General features: G+C 66.7%; 18 protein-coding genes. 12 read left to right on the top strand and 6 right to left on the bottom strand.

Annotation, left to right across the window (positions count from 1 at the left end; translation table 11 throughout):
- Nucleotide 1 precedes the first annotated feature (1 nt).
- On the bottom strand, nucleotides 2-1687 hold the full coding sequence (gene ptsP / locus FDW83_RS08425; protein ID WP_138137398.1) for a phosphoenolpyruvate--protein phosphotransferase: 1686 nt from the start codon (nucleotides 1685-1687) through the stop codon (nucleotides 2-4).
- A 159-nt stretch (nucleotides 1688-1846) separates the two neighbouring features.
- Between ptsP and FDW83_RS08430 the strand changes: the two genes are divergently transcribed.
- The 4 genes from FDW83_RS08430 (at nucleotide 1847) to FDW83_RS08445 (ending at nucleotide 6291) form a co-directional block, all read left to right on the top strand.
- Nucleotides 1847-2572 (top strand): TetR/AcrR family transcriptional regulator, encoded by a 726-nt coding sequence (locus FDW83_RS08430; protein ID WP_138137400.1) that lies wholly within the window; start codon nucleotides 1847-1849, stop codon nucleotides 2570-2572.
- A 92-nt stretch (nucleotides 2573-2664) separates the two neighbouring features.
- The gene (locus FDW83_RS08435; protein WP_138137402.1) at nucleotides 2665-4785 is read left to right on the top strand and encodes a PTS mannitol transporter subunit IICBA; all 2121 of its coding nucleotides are present in this window, start codon (nucleotides 2665-2667) and stop codon (nucleotides 4783-4785) included.
- Nucleotides 4785-5948, top strand: a complete 1164-nt coding sequence (locus FDW83_RS08440) for a mannitol-1-phosphate 5-dehydrogenase (RefSeq protein WP_138137404.1) — start codon at nucleotides 4785-4787, stop codon at nucleotides 5946-5948. The genes FDW83_RS08435 and FDW83_RS08440 overlap by 1 nt, the downstream gene beginning before the upstream one ends.
- Nucleotides 5949-6030: 82 nt before the next feature.
- Nucleotides 6031-6291: a hypothetical protein gene (locus FDW83_RS08445; RefSeq protein ID WP_240720901.1), complete on the top strand. Its 261-nt coding sequence runs from the start codon at nucleotides 6031-6033 to the stop codon at nucleotides 6289-6291.
- Between the two features lie 49 nt (nucleotides 6292-6340).
- On the opposite strand, the gene FDW83_RS08450 is transcribed toward FDW83_RS08445, so the two are convergent.
- Together FDW83_RS08450 and rraA are read right to left on the bottom strand one after the other, a co-directional pair.
- Nucleotides 6341-7780, bottom strand: coding sequence for a sugar porter family MFS transporter (locus FDW83_RS08450; RefSeq protein WP_138137405.1), 1440 nt, complete (start codon nucleotides 7778-7780; stop codon nucleotides 6341-6343).
- A gap of 183 nt (nucleotides 7781-7963) precedes the next feature.
- The gene (rraA, locus tag FDW83_RS08455) at nucleotides 7964-8458 is read right to left on the bottom strand and encodes a ribonuclease E activity regulator RraA (RefSeq protein WP_138137407.1); all 495 of its coding nucleotides are present in this window, start codon (nucleotides 8456-8458) and stop codon (nucleotides 7964-7966) included.
- 103 nt (nucleotides 8459-8561) lie between these two features.
- On the opposite strand from rraA, the gene FDW83_RS08460 reads away from it, so the two are divergent.
- From FDW83_RS08460 to FDW83_RS08485, 6 genes are all read left to right on the top strand, one after another.
- On the top strand, nucleotides 8562-9836 hold the full coding sequence (locus FDW83_RS08460) for an MFS transporter (RefSeq protein ID WP_138137409.1): 1275 nt from the start codon (nucleotides 8562-8564) through the stop codon (nucleotides 9834-9836).
- Between the two features lie 138 nt (nucleotides 9837-9974).
- Nucleotides 9975-10583, top strand: a complete 609-nt coding sequence (locus FDW83_RS08465; RefSeq protein WP_138137411.1) for a TetR/AcrR family transcriptional regulator — start codon at nucleotides 9975-9977, stop codon at nucleotides 10581-10583.
- A gap of 286 nt (nucleotides 10584-10869) precedes the next feature.
- Nucleotides 10870-12069, top strand: a complete 1200-nt coding sequence (locus FDW83_RS08470) for an NADP-dependent malic enzyme (RefSeq protein ID WP_138137413.1) — start codon at nucleotides 10870-10872, stop codon at nucleotides 12067-12069.
- Between the two features lie 94 nt (nucleotides 12070-12163).
- Nucleotides 12164-12667: a DUF456 domain-containing protein gene (locus tag FDW83_RS08475; RefSeq protein ID WP_138137415.1), complete on the top strand. Its 504-nt coding sequence runs from the start codon at nucleotides 12164-12166 to the stop codon at nucleotides 12665-12667.
- A 42-nt stretch (nucleotides 12668-12709) separates the two neighbouring features.
- Entirely contained in the window at nucleotides 12710-13084 is a 375-nt protein-coding gene (locus tag FDW83_RS08480; protein ID WP_138137417.1) for a nuclear transport factor 2 family protein, read from the top strand.
- Nucleotides 13085-13242: 158 nt separating this feature from the next.
- A complete protein-coding gene (locus FDW83_RS08485) occupies nucleotides 13243-14220 on the top strand; it encodes a hypothetical protein (protein ID WP_138137419.1) in 978 nt (325 codons plus the stop codon).
- Here FDW83_RS08485 and FDW83_RS08490 read toward each other — a convergent pair.
- Entirely contained in the window at nucleotides 14217-14864 is a 648-nt protein-coding gene (locus FDW83_RS08490; RefSeq protein WP_138137524.1) for a LysE family translocator, read from the bottom strand. The two genes, FDW83_RS08485 and FDW83_RS08490, sit on opposite strands and share 4 nt — an antisense overlap.
- Nucleotides 14865-14970: 106 nt before the next feature.
- Between FDW83_RS08490 and FDW83_RS08495 the strand changes: the two genes are divergently transcribed.
- The gene (locus FDW83_RS08495; RefSeq protein WP_138137421.1) at nucleotides 14971-15426 is read left to right on the top strand and encodes an Lrp/AsnC family transcriptional regulator; all 456 of its coding nucleotides are present in this window, start codon (nucleotides 14971-14973) and stop codon (nucleotides 15424-15426) included.
- Between the two features lie 23 nt (nucleotides 15427-15449).
- Here FDW83_RS08495 and FDW83_RS08500 read toward each other — a convergent pair whose 3' ends face one another.
- Nucleotides 15450-15950 (bottom strand): Lrp/AsnC family transcriptional regulator, encoded by a 501-nt coding sequence (locus FDW83_RS08500; RefSeq protein WP_171027493.1) that lies wholly within the window; start codon nucleotides 15948-15950, stop codon nucleotides 15450-15452.
- Between the two features lie 284 nt (nucleotides 15951-16234).
- On the opposite strand from FDW83_RS08500, the gene gluQRS reads away from it, so the two are divergent.
- Nucleotides 16235-17113, top strand: a complete 879-nt coding sequence (gluQRS, locus tag FDW83_RS08505; protein ID WP_138137423.1) for a tRNA glutamyl-Q(34) synthetase GluQRS — start codon at nucleotides 16235-16237, stop codon at nucleotides 17111-17113.
- 6 nt (nucleotides 17114-17119) lie between these two features.
- Here the strand turns inward: gluQRS and FDW83_RS19440 are convergent, their stop codons facing one another.
- The gene (locus tag FDW83_RS19440) at nucleotides 17120-17491 is read right to left on the bottom strand and encodes a low temperature requirement protein A (RefSeq protein ID WP_240720902.1); all 372 of its coding nucleotides are present in this window, start codon (nucleotides 17489-17491) and stop codon (nucleotides 17120-17122) included.
- Nucleotides 17492-17497: the final 6 nt, after the last annotated feature.

Consider the following 17497-nt stretch of genomic DNA (forward strand, 5'->3'; position numbering starts at 1 on the left):
GTCAGAGCCCTAATTCTTCCAGGACCGGAAGCTTTTCCCGCACCCACGCGCGCGCCTCGGTGGCGCTTGGGGCGGACAGGGCCAGCTTGGCCAGCTCCTGCGCCTCGGACAGGGTGACCGTCTTCAGGACGGCGGCCACCGCGGCGAGCGAACGGGCGGTCATGGACAGGGTGTTCACGCCCAGCCCGGTAAGGACGACGGCGAGGGCCGGGTCCGCGGCCGCCTCGCCGCAGACGCCCACGGGCTTGTTGTTGCCCTCCGCCCGGGACCCCTCCACCGTGAGCCCCACCAGGCGCAGGACGGCCGGCTGCCAGGGTGTGTTCAGGTTGGCGAGCGGGCCGAGCTGGCGGTCCGCGGCCATGGCGTACTGGGTGAGGTCATTGGTGCCCAGGCTGGCGAAGCCAACTTCCCGCAGGATCGCTTCCGCGGTCAGGGCGGCGGAGGGGACCTCCACCATCACGCCCGGGTTCCTGATGCCGGCGTTGGCGCACATTGAAGCGAAGTGCGCTGCTTCCTCCGCGGTGGAAATCATGGGCGCCATGACCCAGACGTCCGCCTCGGAATCCTTCTCGGCCAGGGCGATGGCCTGCAGCTGGCGTTCCAGCACCCCGGGCGTTGTGAAGTCGGTGCGGTAACCGCGGACGCCGAGGGCGGGGTTGGGTTCGGTGGCGTCGGTAAGGAACGGCAGCGGCTTGTCCGCGCCGGCATCCAGGGTGCGCAGGACCACCTTCTTTCCGGGGAAGGCGTCGAACACGCCCTTGTACGCTGCGGCCTGTTCCTCCACGGTGGGTTCGGTATCCCGCTCAAGGAAGCAGAACTCGGTGCGGAACAGCCCGACGCCCTGGGCGTTCAGGCCCGCGGCCGCGGCGGCGTCCTTGGCGCCGCCCACGTTGGCGAGCAGCGGCACCAGGTGGCCGTCCGCCGTCGTGCCGTTGCCGTCAAATGTGGCCAGCAGCGAGGCGTTGCTGGCCCAGGCCAGGGCAGCGGCGCGCTGGGACTCGTCGGGATCGATGCTGATGATGCCCGCGGCGCCGTCCACATACACTTCGGCGCCGTCCGGCAGCTCGTCCACGCCTGCGGCGGCCACGACGGCGGGCAGGCCAAGGGAGCGGGCGATGATGGCTGTGTGCGACTGGGGTCCGCCGCCCGAGGTGACCAGGGCCAGGACCTTGTCCGGGTCCAGGGTGGCGGTGTCGGCCGGGGCGAGGTCCTCGGCCACCAGGATGAAGGGGGTGCCGGCGGACGGGATGCCGGGGGCGGGAACACCGCGGAGCTCGGCCACGATGCGGGCGCGGACGTCCAGGACGTCGGTGGCGCGCTCGGCCATGTAGCCGCCGAGGTTATGCAGCATTTCAGAAACGGACGCCCCGGCCTCCCAGATGGCACGTTGCGGGGACGTGCCGCGGCCGATCAGTTTGCCGGCGCTTTTGAGGAGCATGGTGTCCTTGGCCATCAGTGCGGTGGCTTCCAGGACGGCCTTGCCGTCGCCGCTTGCCGTCTCGGCACGGGCCTTCAATTCGTCATGGACAGCGGTTGCTGCTGCCTTCAGTGCGGCGGTGGCTTCCTCTGCGGTGGTGTCCGGCGCCAGCTGTTCGCCGGCGGGAGGTTCGCTGATCGGTTTGGGCATCTGGCGGATGGTTCCTATGACGCGGCCTGGACTGACGCCTACTCCTGGGAAGTTCTGCACTGAAGGTCCTCATTCTCTTCCGGTAGCCAGGCCCGCCAGGTTCTCCGGCGCCGTGCCGGGCCGCCGGAGGACTGCTACGTCCAGGGCGGGAAACGTGCCTGAAAAAATTGTATGTGATTCAGTTCATATAGCATTGCTATAGGTGCTAGGGTAGCGGTTATGAGTTTGGATGGCCAGCTTCCCCCCAAAATGCGGCTGCTGCGTGCAGCGGCGGAATTGCTGGCAAACTCAGCGGGAGCTCCCGTCTCCACCCGCCAGATCACGCAGCTGGCCGGGGTTTCGGCTCCCACCCTGTACCACCACTTCGGTGACAAGGAAGGCTTGTTCGACGCCGTTGTGGCCGCGGGATTTGAGGAATATGTCGCGGGCGAAAGGGATTTCGCCCCCTCCGGGCATCCGCTTGAGGACATCCGGAGAATGTGGGACAACCATGTACAGTTCGGGCTCAACCAGCCCGAACTGTACCTGGTGATGTTCGGTAATATCCGTCCGGAAAGCCGCCCGGCCATCGTGGCCGATGCCGAGGCGCTGATGGAGGAGATGCTGAACAAGGCAGCGGCGGCGGGGCAGCTAAACGTCCACCCCCGGGAAGCAGCCAGGTCCATCCTGGCGGCGAACGTGGGTGTGACGCTGATGCTTATTGCGGACCCCGCCTCCGAGCGGAACCTCGAACTGTCCACCATGACCCGGGACGCCATGATCTTTGCGGTGTCAGCCGAGCCCTCCGGCGGCGCGGCCCCGGGCGGCACCGGAAAGTCCTCGGTGGTGGTGGCAGCGATTGCCCTGAATGCCGCACTTCAGGCCTCGCACTCAGACCAGCTCTCCAGCTCGGAACTCAAACTCTTCCTCGAATGGCTGCACCGGATCTCCACCAGCCCGGCCTAGGCCACAACGCAGCACCCGTTCCACCAGCAGTACGTCGCTCGTCATCATCGGACCATCCTGCGGAGCAGCAGGACAGACGGTTAGGAAATCACATGGCAACAGAAACAGTTGCAAAGCCCCGTACCAGCGCTCGGGTACACGTCCAGAAGTTCGGGACGTTCCTGTCCGGAATGATCATGCCCAACATCGGTGCCTTCATCGCCTGGGGTCTGATTACGGCACTCTTCATCGAGAAGGGCTGGCTGCCGGTTCCGCAGCTTGGCGGCTTCGGCGAGACGGATGGTGTGCCGAACACCGGCCTCGTGGGGCCGATGATCACCTACCTGCTGCCACTGCTGATCGGGTACACCGGCGGCAAGATGGTCTATGACGTCCGTGGCGGCGTTGTGGGTGCCATCGGCACCATGGGCGTGATTGTAGGCGCCGGCATCCCGATGTTCATCGGCGCCATGATCATGGGCCCGCTGGGCGGCTGGACCATGAAGAAGATCGACTCCATCTGGGACGGCAAGATCCGCCCCGGCTTCGAGATGCTGGTCAACAACTTCTCCGCCGGCATCTGGGGTGCCCTGCTGGCAATCCTCGGTTTCTACGGGATCGCACCGGCGGTCCAGGCCTTCAGCACGGGCGCGGGGAACGTGGTGCAGTTCCTCGTGGACAACGGCCTGCTGCCGCTGACCAGCATCTTCATTGAGCCGGCAAAGGTCCTGTTCCTGAACAACGCCATCAACCACGGCGTCCTGACCCCGCTGGGCGTCCAGCAGTCCCTGGAGCAAGGCAAGTCCATCCTGTTCCTGCTTGAGGCCAACCCCGGTCCCGGCCTGGGCATCCTGCTGGCCTATATGTTCTTTGGCCGCGGGGTTGCCAAGGCCTCGGCTCCGGGCGCGGCAATTATCCACTTCCTGGGCGGTATCCACGAGATCTACTTCCCGTACGTGCTGATGCGCCCGCTGCTGATCCTGGCTGCCATCGCCGGCGGCATGACCGGTATCGCCACGCTTGCCATCACCAACTCGGGCCTGGTCGCTCCGGCCGCCCCCGGTTCCATCTTCGCCGTGCTGGCCCAGACGTCCCGCGACAGCTACATCGGCGTGATCCTCGCCGTCCTGCTGGCGGCAACGGTGTCCTTCCTGGTGGCCTCCGTAATCATGAAGACCACCAAGCACAGCGATGAGGTGGACCTCAACGACGCCACGTCGCGGATGGAGCAGATGAAGGGCAAGAAGAGCTCCGTTGCCTCCACCCTGACCGGCGCCGGCGCGGGTGCTGCCGCCGGCGGCGGCGTGGGTGTGCTGACAGGACCGGTCAAGAACGTCGTGTTCGCGTGCGACGCCGGCATGGGCTCCAGCGCCATGGGCGCTTCCGTGCTGCGGAACAAGATCAAGGCGGCCGGGTTCCCGGACGTGAAGGTCACCAACGCGTCCATCGCCAACCTCAGCGACACCTACGACGTTGTGGTCACCCACCAGGACCTGACCGAGCGCGCCAAGCCGGTCACCTCCAGCGCCGTCCACTACTCCGTAGACAACTTCATGAACAGCCCGCGCTATGACGAGATCGTGGAGCTGGTCCGCGAAAGCAACACCGGGGGCGGCACCGTTCCCGGCACCGATCCCGGGGAGGGAACCCCGGGCGGGGCTTCCGGAGCAGGCGCAGGGACCGCAGCAGGCGCCGCCGGTGCCGCAGCGGGAACGGCCACAGCCACCCGCGGCGCCCATGCTGCCGACGCTCCGGTGGATGCAGCACCGGAGGTTGGAACCACGGGCACCGCAACCGGCGGCACCGAGGTCCTGGCGCGCGAGAGCGTTATCCTGGACGGCTCGGCCACCACGCGCGACGCCGCCATCGACGAAGCCGGCCGGCTCCTGTTGGCCCGCGGCGCAGTGGATGAGGGCTACATCGCGGCCATGCACGAGCGCGAGGCATCCGTATCCACCTACATGGGCAGCTACCTGGCCATCCCGCACGGCACCAATGCCGCCAAGGACCACATCCGGAAGTCGGCGGTCTCCGTGATCCGCTACCCGCAGGGCATCGACTGGAACGGCAAGCAGGTCAAGTTCGTGGTGGGCGTCGCGGGCGTCAACAACGAGCACCTGCACATCCTGTCCTCCATCGCGAAGGTCTTCACGGACAAGCAGCAGGTGGCCCGCCTGGAGGCCGCAACATCGGTGGACGAAGTCCTGGAGCTCTTCGGAAAGGTCAACGCATAGTGAAGGCAGTACATTTTGGTGCCGGGAACATAGGCCGCGGCTTTGTGGGGCTGCTCCTGCACGACGCCGGCTACGAGGTGGTGTTCGCGGACGTTGCGGATGCGCTGATCGCCCAGCTGGCGGAAGCGGACAGCTACCGGGTCCACGAAGTGGGGGAGGAGGCCACGGTGCGGCCGGTCACCAACTTCCGTGCCCTGAACTCCAACACGCAGGAGGCGGAGCTGGTATCGGAAATCGCGACGGCGGACATTGTCACCACCGCGGTGGGCCCGCATGTCCTGAAGTTCGTGGCTCCGGTCATCGCCCGGGGCATTGCGGCGCGGGAGGACGGGATGGCGCCGCTGCAGGTCATGGCCTGCGAGAACGCCATTAACGCCACGGACATCCTGGCCCGGGAGGTGGCCTCCCGTCCGGAGGGCGCCAACGGAGCCCTGGAGGGGCGGGCGGTTTTCGCGAACACCGCGGTGGACCGGATCGTCCCCAACCAGGAGCCCGGCCAGGGGCTGGACGTCACCGTGGAGACGTTCTACGAGTGGGTCATCGACCGGACCGCCTTTGCAGGCTCCGCCCCCGCCATCCCCGGTGCCACCTTCGTGGATGACCTCTCGCCGTACATCGAGCGGAAGCTCTTCACCGTGAACACCGGACACGCCTCGGCTGCCTACTTCGGGTTCGAAGCGGGCATGGAGAAGATCTCCGAGGCCATGGCGGACCAGGACGTGGCCGAGGATGTACGGGCCGTGCTGGAGGAAACCAAGCAGCTCCTGGTGTCCAAGCACGGGTTCAGCAACGACGAGCAGGAGGCCTACGTCCAGAAGATCCTGGCCCGGTTCTCCAACCCGCACCTGCAGGACACCGTCGCCCGGGTAGGCCGGGCCCCGCTGCGCAAGCTGGGACGGCACGAACGGTTCATCGGGCCGGCCGCTGAACTCGCCGAGCGCGGAGTGGTGCCTGAGGCCCTGCTGGGTGCCATCACCGCGGCCCTGCGCTTCAACGATTCCGCGGACGCCGAAGCGACGGAACTGGCAGGCATCCTCGCTTCCCAGAGCCCTGCGGATGCCACGGCGAGGATCACGGGCCTTGAGCCGGAGCACCCGTTGTTCAACGCCGTCGCCACCCTGGTGGAGGAGCGGCAGGCGGAGGTGGCGCGCACGCCCGCCTGACCCGGACCATCCGCGACGAACACGACGTACTGCACATAACAGGACGGCGCCGGCACTTCCGCAAGTGCCGGCGTCGTCCTGTGTGATCTCTCCCGCTTCGGGCGTCCTGGGCGTACCCACCGCTGCCGACGTCAAGACAGAGGGAAGCCACGGCGAGGCCGTCTCCTTTGAATACATCAAGCAGGTCAACCACGACATCCTGTACGTCATCAACCGCGACGTTGCGACCGGCGGGGACGCCTCGGCAGCCAACCCGCTGCTGGACAACGAGCTGGTGCAGTCCACCAACGCCGCCAAGGACAAACACGTTACGGACGACGTTCCCGAACTGTCCTGCCCCTGAAAAAGGTAATGGGCGTTGCCTCAAAAGGTGCAGGGGGTGAGAGAAGGTCCTAGACCTTGGCGGACCCCTTGGCTACGAACAGTGTCTCGGCCTGCTCCAGGGACATCCCGTTGGTTTCGGGCACCTTGTACATCACAAAGAAGAAGGAGGCCGCGGCGAACAGCGCGTACATGGCGTAAGTCAGCGGCAGGGAACTGGCGGCCATTACAGGGAAGCTCAGGGTGATGGCGAAGTTGGCCACCCACTGCGCCGCCGCGGCAAGGCCAAGGGCCCGGGCGCGGATCCGGGACGGGAAGATCTCACCGAGGAGCACCCACACCAGCGGGCCCCAGGAGGCGCCGAAGCTGACCACGAACACGTTCGCGGCCACCAGTGCCAGCGGGCCCCAAAAACCCGGAAGGGTGATGTCCTCGCCGCTGCCCGTCGCCGACGCAAAGGCCAGCGCCATGGCGCCCAGGGACACGGCCATGCCCACGGACCCGGCCAGCAGGATGGGCCGGCGCCCGATCCTGTCCACCAGCGCGATCGCAACCAGGGTCACCAGGATGTTCGTAACGGACGTTGCCACCGAGATGGTGAGGGAGTCCTTCTCCTGGAAACCCACGGCCTTCCACAGGGTGGTGGAGTAGTAGAAGATCACGTTGATGCCCACGAACTGCTGGAGCACGGACAGGACGATGCCCACCCAGACCACCGCCTGCAGGCCAAGGGTCTTTCCGCGCAACGAGCCCTTCTGGCCGGCCAGCCGGTCCTCCTCGATGGCTTCCCGGATTTCACGGATGTGCCGGTCCGTGTCCTCGGCCGGGGCGATCGAATCAAAGACTTTCCGCGCCTCGTCCTCCTTGCCCAGGAACACCAGGAACCGCGGGGATTCGGGCAGCGTGAAGGCCACCCAGCCGTACACTACTGCGGGCACGGCGGCGGCCAGGAACATCCACCGCCAGGCCTCAATCCCCAGCCAGAAGGCCTGGTCCGCGCCGCCGGCGCTGGTGGCCAGGAGCGCGTCGGACAGGAGCGCAGCGAAGATGCCGGTGGTGATCGCCAGCTGCTGCAACGAAGCCAGGCGGCCACGGACCTTGCGCGGCGAAATTTCCGAAATGTACGCCGGGGCGATGACGGAGGCGAGGCCGATACCCAGCCCACCCACGAGTCGCCAGAAGATCAGGTCCCACACGCTGAAGGCGAAACCGGTGCCGAGGGCGCTGACCAGGAACAGCAGCGCGCCGATTTTCATCGCCGGGATCCGGCCGTAACGGTCGGCCACCTTCCCTGCGAGGTAGGCACCTGCAGCGCAGCCGAGCAGCGCAATGGCCACGGCAAAGCCTGTCACTGCTTCCGACAGCGCGAATTCGTCCTTCATGGCGTCCACGGCGCCGTTCACCACGGACGAGTCGAAGCCGAAGAGGAATCCGCCCACCGCCCCCGCGAGGGCGAGCCAGATCACCCGCTGCGGTATCCGGCTTGTCGTCTGCTCCTGTGCGGTGGGCATGGTTCTCCCTGGGTTTGGGGTTTGGTGGAAGCGGTGCGGACGTCGTCGGCTGCGGTACCGGCCAGAGGGGCCGGCGCACTCGCGCCTAACAGTGTTCCATGCCACGGCGCCGCGATCCACTTGGGCGTGTCCCCGCCAAAGGAAGGACGACGACGGCGGGCCGCGCCGCCGTCGTCGTGGTGCCTACCGCTCCACGAGGATGCCGTCCGGATCGCACCAGACCATCGCCCCGGTACGGAAGGTCACGCCGTCGATCACCACGTCCACGTCCGTTTCGCCGGCGCCGGCCTTGGCGCTCTTCTTCGGGTTGCTGCCGAGGGCCTTCACGCCCAGGTCAAGGAGTGCGAGAGCCTCCCGGTCCCGGATGGCGCCATGGATGACGACGCCGGCCCAGCCGTTCGCCACGGCGCTTTCGGCGATCATGTCCCCCATCAGGGCGGTGCCGAGTGAGCCGCCGCCGTCCACCACCAGGACGCTGCCGTTGCCCGGCGTGGCCAGGACGGACTTCACGAGGGCGTTGTCCTGGAAGCAGTGGATGGTCCGCACCTTCCCGGAGAAGTGGGAGCGGCCGCCCAGGGACTGGAACTGCAACGAAACAGAGGCCAGTTCGTCGCCGCGCTCATCGTAGAGGTCGGCGGTGTTGATGGCGGTCAGGGACTGGTCTTCTGCTGCTGCCAATGGCTTCTCCTGCTCTTTGCGGCCCGGCCTCGGGTGTGAATCCCGGGGTGATGCTGCCCACGATAGTCTGAATTCCGAATCACGACGTCCAGGGGGAACAGCCATGACTTTGCCGAACACGCCTGTCCCGTCGGACCTTCCGCAGTCGTCGGCGGCGCTCGCCGAGCCCACGGAAAAGGTCACCGCACGCTGGGTGACCGGGCTGGTCCTGGTCAACGTCGGCATCAACGCTGCGTTCTTCGGCCCCATCAACGTCTTCATCGGCCAGCAGGCCATCAGCATCGATGCGCCCAGCAAGGAAGCCATCCTTTCGCTCGTCACAGCCTGCGGCGCGGCAGTCTCCCTGGTGGCCAATCCGTTCTTCGGCGCGCTCTCGGACCGGACCACCTCCCGCTTCGGGCGCCGCGCCCCCTGGGTACTCGCAGGGGCGGTCCTGGCAACCGCCGCCCTGCTGGCGATGTCCGTGTCGGGAGCCGTTGCGCTGATGGTGCTCTTCTGGTGCCTGGTCCAACTGGGCGCCAACGCCGCCTATGCGGCCATTACTGCGGCTGTGCCGGACCGTGTCCCGGTTGCCCAGCGCGGCGGAGTAGGCGGACTGGCTGCCATGGGCCAGACCCTGGGGATCCTTACCGGGGCGGTTTTCGGCGCTGTCGTGTCCGGCAACTTCATGGTGGGCTACTGGCTGTGCGCGGCGGCGCTGCTGCTGTCCGTCCTGCCGTACCTGTTCCACCGGAACGATCCTGCCCTGCCAACGTCGGAGCTACCGGCGTTTCGGCTGCGGTCCTTTCTCTCCGGCTTCTACATCAGCCCTGTGAAGTATCCGGACTTCGCGTGGGCGTGGTTGACCCGGTTCCTGGTAAACGTCGGCAACCAGCTGACCATCGTTTATCTGCTGTTTTTCCTGCGCGACATCATCGGCCACGGGGATCCGGCCGCCGGCGTGCTGGTCCTTACCGGCATCTACGCCGTCATGGTGATGGTCACTGCCGTCCTGGCGGGGCCCTGGAGCGACAGGGTGGGCCGGAGAAAGCCCTTTGTCATCGGGTCCTCCGCCACCATAGCCATGGCAGGCCTCATCATGGCGTTCTTCCCTGTCTGGCCGGGAGCGCTGGCCGGGGCCGCCGTCCTGGGCATCGGCTTTGGCGCCTACCTGGCTGTGGACTTCGCCTTGCTGACCCAGGTTCTGCCGTTCGCCGTCAGCCGGGGCAAGGACATGGGTGTGATCAACGTGGCCAACTCCCTCCCGCAGGTGGTGGCACCCGGGTTGGCCCTGCTGGCCGTGACCGAATGGGGAGGCTACGATGTCCTGTTCCTCCTCGCCGCTGTCATCGGGATGCTGGGAGCCGTTTTTGTGGTGATGATCAGGGGCGTGGACTGACCCGCCCTGACAGGAAAAGTAAGGCCGCTGACGAATCTCGTCACACTGCCGTGCCGTATAGTTGAACCGGACTGCAGGCGGAGTCGGGATGGGGGCGCTCCCGGCTGCCGACACACAGGATCACAACCCGGAATGCTGATGCCCGAGACCATTTCAGACCATCCGCCCATGGCCGCCAGGCCGTCCGCTCCACGCCAGCGGCTCCGCTATACCCGCATTTTGGAATCCGCCGCCTCCTTTGCGCGCAACGGGCTGGACTCCGTGGAACTGGCCGAAGTAGCAGCCAAAGCCGATGTCCCGCTGGGCACGCTCTACCGGTACTTTCCATCGCCCACGCACCTGATGCTTGCCCTCTACCGCCACCAGCTCGACGAGCTGCAGGCCGGTGCCCGCAACGCCTCCACCCGGTTCCGCGGCCGTGCCCTTGCCGGGTTGGTTATGGAGATCTTCCACATGCGGGTCATGCAGCCGGCCGTGGAGCAGTGCCTCAGCCGCGGCGTGTACCTGCCAGACCGCGACACCACTGCCCTGCTGCGCGAAATTGACGCCGTCGGCGAGAAGGTGGTGGGGGCAGCCGCCAATGACGAGGTGGCGGCACGGGTTCTGCTGCTGACAGTCACTGGTCTGGTCCAGTCCGTCCGCAACCGGCGGCTGTCCCTCTTCGAGGCTGAGGAAGACCTCAAAAAGGCCTGCGCCAGGCTTTCACCTGGAGCTGAGTCTCGCTTCACACTGCACCAGACTGCGTAATTGGCCTAGACCACTAAGCTAATAAATACGCCTTTATCCAGTGGCGTAAGTCACAAAAGCACGGGCAAAAGCGTTTTAGCGCGAACTTGCCGTGTCAAACCGTGCTTGCGTCCCTTTGCGGGCTGCCTACCATGTCAACCGGAGCAGCAGGGTGGAAACATCCCCGACGCTCCTGCGGACCCGCCACCCCTGGGTTTCCTGTTCGCAGCATTTTTTTATCACCCCGGGTCCGCCGGACCGGGGTCACGGTGCCGTGCGTGCACGGCGAGAACCAGGAGACAACGACGTGTCCATTGACGCAATCACCGCAGTTGACGATTCCGCAGCCACCGCCCTGACCGAGGAAGAGATCTTCGGCGCGCACCAGGGTGGCAAGCTCTCCGTCACCACCACGGCGCCGCTGTCCAACAAGCGGGACCTGTCCATTGCCTACACCCCCGGTGTGGCCGAGGTCAGCCGTGCCATCCACAAGCAGCCCGAACTGGCGCGCACCCTGACCTGGGCCGAGCGCCTGGTGGTCGTGGTCAGCGACGGCACCGCCGTCCTGGGCCTGGGGAACATCGGCGCCAGCGCCTCGCTGCCCGTGATGGAAGGCAAGTCCGCCCTCTTCAAGACCTTCGGCGACCTCGACTCCATTCCCCTGGTCCTCAACACCAGCGACGTTGACGAGATCGTGGAAACCCTCGTCCGGCTGCGCCCCAGCTTCGGCGCCGTCAACCTCGAGGACATCGCCGCGCCGCGCTGCTTCGAACTTGAGGAAAAGCTCATTGAGGCCCTGGACTGCCCGGTGATGCACGATGACCAGCACGGCACCGCCGTCGTGGCCCTCGCCGCCCTCACCAACGCCGCCAAGGTCACTGGACGCGCCTTGGACAGCCTGCGCGTGGTGGTTTCCGGTGCGGGCGCTGCCGGCATCGCCGTCGCCGAAATCCTGCTTGCCGCAGGCACCAGCGACGTGGTCCTGCTCGACTCGAAGGGCGTCATCAACAGCACCCGCGCCGACCTGGCCGGTGACAGCACCAGCAAGAAGGCGGATATCGCCGGACGCAGCAACCCCCGCCGCGTGACCGGCGGACCGGCCGAGGCCCTGGCGGGCGCCGACGTCTTCATCGGTGTTTCATCCTCCAAGCTGGAGGAGGCGCACCTGGCCCTGATGAACCAGGATGCCATCGTGTTCGCCCTCTCCAACCCGGACCCCGAGGTGCTGCCCGAGGTGGCCGTGAAGTACGCTGCCGTTGTTGCCACCGGCCGCAGCGACTTCCCCAACCAGATCAACAACGTGCTGGCCTTCCCCGGCATCTTCCGCGGTGCACTGGATGCCGGTGCCCGCCGCATCACCCCCGCCATGAAGCTCGCCGCGGCGCGGGCCATCGCCGAACTCGCGTCCGAGGACCTGTCCGCGGACTACATCGTCCCCAGCCCGCTGGATCCGCGGGTTGCCCCGGCAGTCACCGCCGCGGTCGCCGCGGCAGCGGAGGCGAAGTAAGTCCCCTTCCGCCCGGGACAACAAGGACGGCGGCGCCTCCTTGCGCAAGGAAAGCGCCGCCGTCGGGGGTTAAGCAGGAAATACACTGGAGTCCATGACTTCCGAGACCGTGGTGACCATCCTGTGCGGCCTGGCGATAGCGGTAGGGGTGGCCGGCACCGTTATCCCCGTCCTGCCCGGCAGCATCCTGATCGGTGCCAGCCTCCTGGCCTGGGCCATCTGGGGCGGTGCCGGGGCGGCGGGCTGGGTGGTTTTTGCGGTGGCCATGCTGTTCGTGGCCGCGGGGATGGCCGCCAGCGCGGTCCTGACCGGCAGGAAGCTGAAGCAGCACGCCATTCCCAGCCGCAGCATTGCGGCCGCCCTCGTGGCCGGCGTGGTGGGCATGTTTCTCATCCCGGTGGTGGGACTCTTCGTCGGGTTCGCGGCCGGCCTGCTGCTCAGCGAGTTCCTCCGGACCCGCACCATCGGCAGGGCCGCCACCTCCAGCTGGGCGGCGCTCAAGGCCACCGGGCTGGGCATGCTCGCCGAATTCGGGCTCGCCTGCCTTGCCGCCAGCACCTGGGTCATCGGCGTGTGGATCGCGGCCATCAGCGGCTGAACCGGTTGCACCACGGCGGAACCCGGGCGTAGAACAAGGGGCATGACTGAGCCTGAGACAGCACGGGAACACATTGCGGCCTGGATGGAGAACTACCAGGCCGCGTGGAGCAGCAACCGGCCGGAGGACATCCGGGCCCTCTTCACGCCCGACGCGCGGTATGAAACACGCCCCGGCGATCCCAACGCCTGGCTGGGCCAGGACGGCATCGTCGAAGGCTGGCTCGCGGCCCGCGACGAACCCGCCGACTGGACCTTCAGCTGGAAGCTGCTGGGGGCCGACGGCGATACCGCCTTTGTGCAGGGCCTCACCACCTATGCCAACGACCAGCCCACCTACGACAATCTGTGGGTGGTGCGCTTCGATTCCTCCGGCCGCGCCAACTCTTTCACCGAATGGTTCATGGAGCGGGAATAACCGCTAAAGGCCAAGACCTCCGAGTTTGTCGCCAAGGCCGCCGGGAAGTTTACCCAGCAAGTCAGAGCTGAACTACTAAGGGTGCTTACCACTTTTGCTGAAAACAGCTGATCGGACAAGGGGTCAGCCAGCCCGGGCGTCCCGGTTAGCATGGAAAGATGACCGCCGGGGACACTGCACCGATCTACTGGGACAGCCGGGACCTCACTCCCTTCGGCCACCCGCTGGTCCGCACGCCGGTTCATGACCTCGCCGGCGGAGTAGGCGGCCTGCTCTACGGCGTCCTGGGCGGACGGAACCCCGCGCTGCTGGCCATCGACGGCGACGTCCCGCGCCTGAAACTCCTCCTGCCCAAGCCTGCCAGGGCCGTCCACGAAGCTGTCTTCAGCAGCCGGGAACCTGACCGGCTGATCACCCTGGCCCGTGCCCACCCCGGCTGGGCGGGGCTCTGCTACCTGATGGCGGGACTGCTCTCATACCAGCATGGCGGCTACCTGCGCGCCTCGGAACTCCTGCAGCGCGGCCTGACCACCCGCAACGGGGACGACGCGAACCGCTACTCGTCCACGTACCTCACCAGAGTTGTCACCCGGATCGAAGTCGCCGAACGGGTTGAGGTGCCGGTCCTCTTCAGCGAGGAATCGGTATTCCTGGCACTGTCCCATGCCCTGCGCGAAACCGGCCGGACAGAAGCTGCGCTGGACGCGCTGACCGGATTGCCGCCGTCGCTTCCCATGGCGCTGGCACGATGCTCGCTTGCCTTGACGCTGGGCCGCAGCCGGACCGTGATCGATTGGACCGACGGCCTCCTGAACGCGGACGATCTGTCCGCGGCGCTGCTGCTGGTCAGGGCGCGTGCCCTTCGGCGTGAAGGGCGGTACGAGGCCGCGCACCAGGCCATCGGCGAGGTGTTGCGCCGCCGCAAGACGCACCTGGCGCTGCGGAACGATGCCTTGACTGACCGGGCGCTGCTGCTGCTTGAATCCAGCCGGCGGTCACTGAACCCGCGTGACTGGGGAAGGCGCCGGCCGGATCCCGAGCCCCAGCGCGAGATCGCCGCGCCCATCCCGATCCGCAAGGACGAGGAGATGCGCCGGATCTGGGAACAGGACTGGAAGAAGCTCAGTGACGACTAGCGGGTTGGTGCCAGCAGCGGCAGCAGCTGTTCGCCGAGCAGCACAACGCCCAGCAGCACCATAACGACGCCGCTCGCCAGCGTGACGGCACGGGCAGCCCCTGGCCGGCGCTGCAGCAGGGTGCGCGAGAGCAGCGCCACCGCCGTATATACCAGGCCCGCCAGGGCCACGAACGTCAACCCGAGCAGTCCCGACTGTACCGGCACGGGCAGGGGCGCATCGGCGCTCACGAACTGAGGGATCAGCGCCACGTAGAACAGGAGTCCCTTGGGGTTGATGCCGCTGGTACCCATGCCTTGCAGGAAGGTGCGCAGCTGGCTGGCGGAAGGATGTCCGACGGCGGCTGCCGCACTAAAGGAAGCGCCGCTCCACGAGCGGAGGGTGCTGATGCCCAGCCACATCAGGTAGCCAGCGCCGGCAAGGGTTATCGGGCCCAGGACCCCGGGCATCCCGGCGAGTACGGCAGCGAGCCCGGCTACCAGCAGGGCGGTGTGCAGTACATAGCCGCCGCATAGCCCGGCCACCGCCGGTACAAAGCTGCGCTGCCGCAGGCCGGCCGTAATGGAATAGGCCCAGTCCACTCCGGGCGTGCAGGCCAGGGCGGCGGCCACCAGTATGAAAGCCAGGAACAGCTCCGGATCCACGAATCCTCCAGTCATTGGATGTAACGTGAGGAAGCCTAGGGATTTTGCGCCCGGAAGTGCTGTCCGATTTTCGCCCGCCACGCAGCAGGAGCAGTAGCATTCTTGCGTGATTGATGCGATTGACAGAAGTATTTTGCGCCTGCTCAAAGAAGACGGCAGAATCACTGCCACGGCGCTCGCCGGGAAGGTGGGATTGACAGTGGCGCCGTGCCACCGCCGCTTGCGTGACCTGGAAAAGTCAGGGGTGATCCGCGGTTACAGGGCGGACGTCGACCCGGCCGCCGTGGGTCTCGGCTTCGAAGCGATCGTCTTCGTCACGCTTCGCCAGGTTGACCGGCCCACTATGGAGATCTTCGAGAACCGGGTGTCGGACCACCCAAACATCGTGGAGGCGCAGCGGCTGTTCGGTTCGCCGGACTACCTGTTGAAGGTCATCGCGGAGGACCTGCCGTCCTACCAGCGGTTTTACGACTCAGAGCTGACGTCCCTGCCCGGCGTGGAACGCCTGACCTCCACGCTGGTGATGAAGAACCTGAAGGCCAATGCCGGACCGCCGGTGTAGTTGGCGGGGATGGCGGCCTTCCGTCAGTCCGCAAGCAGCCCGGTGGTGCGGTAGGGAATGACCTCCCGGAGGAACATGCTGGTTGAGGTGCGGACGATGCCGGGGCACAACCTGATCTCCTCCGAAACCCGGTAGAGATCGTCGGGACTGGTGGCCACCACCCGGATCAGCAGGTCGGTATCGCCCGCCGGCGCATGGCACTCCAGGACCTCAGGGATTTCCCGCAAGGCCGCGATGGCGTCGTTGAGGTGGCTCTGGTCAAGCTCGGCGCTCACAGAAGCCGCTACACCGCGTCCCAGCGCCGCCGGCAGCACGCGGCTGCTGTTGGCGCGGAGGGCGCCGGAGGACGCCATCCGTTCCAGCCGGGACTGGACGGTGCCGCGGGCCAGGCCGAGCCGCTGGGCCAGCACCATGATAGGCACCCGGGGATCTTCGTCCAGTGCCCGGAGGATCCGCTTGTCCGTTGTGTCCAGTTCCAGCAAAGTGATCAGTTCCTCCCTTTCCGCCCGCAACGCATTAGTCATTTTGACCAGTTGAAGCCGCGGCGGTTGCACCAACTGTAGGGCGGCTGCTGAAATGTTGGCAACAGGGCAAAGGCTACCGCCAAAGTCCACCGGCTATTGGCTTACCGGCACACCACCCGGGCGCTGCAGACCGCCTCCCGCAAGGAGGTTGCCGCTGATTGACTCTTGTTCACGCATTGTCATTCCGCATCCTTCACGGCAAGAGCCCCTGAGCCACCGATCACCGGATTTCCGGACCATCGGTAGCTGAGGGGCTCTTGTGCTGTTCCGCTTAGGCTAGAGCCATGACTTCCGCCGGCCGCTTCGCCCCCAGCCCTTCCGGCGAGCTCCATGTCGGCAACCTGCGGACCGCCATCCTGGCGTGGCTGTTTGCCAAGTCCAGCGGGCGCCGGTTCCTGCTCCGGGTGGAGGACCTGGACCGGGCACGGGCGGGTGCGGAAGCCTTGCAGCTGCGGGATCTGGCGGCCATCGGCGTGACTTGGGACGGGGATGCGGTGCGGCAGACTGCCCGCGGCAGGCTCTACGAGGACGCCATCGGGCGCCTGCAGCGGGCAGGCCTGACGTACGAGTGCTACTGCACGCGACGGGAGATCCAGGAGGCGCCGTCCGCACCGCATGCTCCGCAGGGTGCGTATCCAGGGACCTGCCGGAACCTCGATGCTGCCGAGCTGGAATTCAAGCGGTCCACCCGGCCGGCGGCCGTCCGGTTGCGGGCAGGCGTCCAGGAGTACACCGTCCGGGATGTGCTGCACGGAGCATATACGGGCGTGGTTGACGACTTCGTGCTCCGCCGCAACGACGGTGTCACCGCCTACAACCTTGCGGTGGTGGTCGACGATGCGGCCCAGGGGATTGACCAGGTGGTCCGTGGTGATGATCTCCTGCCGTCCACGCCGCGGCAGGCTTACCTTGCGTCGCTTTTGAATATCCCTCTCCCGGAATACGCGCACGTTCCGCTCGTGGTCAATGACGACGGCGCGCGGCTGGCGAAGCGCGACGGCGCCGTCACGCTGGCCGACTTGGCGGAAACGGGGGTGTCCGTGCAGGACGTGCGGAACCGGCTCCTGATGTCACTCGGGCTGGCGCCCGGAACCCTTGAGCAGGCCCTTGCCTCCTTTGATCCTGCCCGGCTGCCGAAGAAACCATGGGTGTGGGCAGCCTGAGGGCGACTAGGTTGGGTGCGGAGCCCCTTCCGCCGCCAGCTTCCGCAAGGCGGTGTGCAGGCGTTCGCTGCCCCTGCCTTTGAAGTACACCCACCACATCCCGAACGCCAGAGCCGTTCCGTCGAAGCCAACCAGGGCCGCGTCGACGCTCCAGCCGTGGTTGGCAACGATTGCCCGGAGGGTCCCGATGGCGCCGATCAGGCACTCACCCCGGGCGATGATGGCCAGCAGTCCGTAGCGCTCGGCGATCCAGCCCAGCTGCACCATTGCCGGTACCTCGCCATACCGCAGGCAGGTGTCCCGCCGGGCGGGGTCCTGCCGTGAGGCCCTGATCCACTGCGTCACCAGGGCCAGCCACATCAGTACGTAGCCGGCCACGATCAC

The organism is Pseudarthrobacter sp. NamE2 (genome assembly GCF_005796205.1).
GTDB lineage: Bacteria > Actinomycetota > Actinomycetes > Actinomycetales > Micrococcaceae > Arthrobacter.

Excerpts from the sequence above, each read along its gene's own strand:
- FDW83_RS08480 (WP_138137417.1), top strand. The coding sequence starts at position 12,710 with ATGACTGAGCCTGAGACAGCACGGGAACACATTGCGGCCTGGATGGAG.
- FDW83_RS08435 (WP_138137402.1), top strand. The coding sequence starts at position 2,665 with ATGGCAACAGAAACAGTTGCAAAGCCCCGTACCAGCGCTCGGGTACAC.
- FDW83_RS08475 (WP_138137415.1), top strand. The coding sequence starts at position 12,164 with ATGACTTCCGAGACCGTGGTGACCATCCTGTGCGGCCTGGCGATAGCG.
- FDW83_RS08465 (WP_138137411.1), top strand. The coding sequence starts at position 9,975 with ATGCCCGAGACCATTTCAGACCATCCGCCCATGGCCGCCAGGCCGTCC.
- FDW83_RS08430 (WP_138137400.1), top strand. The coding sequence starts at position 1,847 with ATGAGTTTGGATGGCCAGCTTCCCCCCAAAATGCGGCTGCTGCGTGCA.
- FDW83_RS08460 (WP_138137409.1), top strand. The coding sequence starts at position 8,562 with ATGACTTTGCCGAACACGCCTGTCCCGTCGGACCTTCCGCAGTCGTCG.
- gluQRS (WP_138137423.1), top strand. The coding sequence starts at position 16,235 with ATGACTTCCGCCGGCCGCTTCGCCCCCAGCCCTTCCGGCGAGCTCCAT.
- FDW83_RS08500 (WP_171027493.1), bottom strand. The coding sequence starts at position 15,950 with ATGACTAATGCGTTGCGGGCGGAAAGGGAGGAACTGATCACTTTGCTG.
- FDW83_RS08485 (WP_138137419.1), top strand. The coding sequence starts at position 13,243 with ATGACCGCCGGGGACACTGCACCGATCTACTGGGACAGCCGGGACCTC.
- FDW83_RS08450 (WP_138137405.1), bottom strand. The coding sequence starts at position 7,780 with ATGCCCACCGCACAGGAGCAGACGACAAGCCGGATACCGCAGCGGGTG.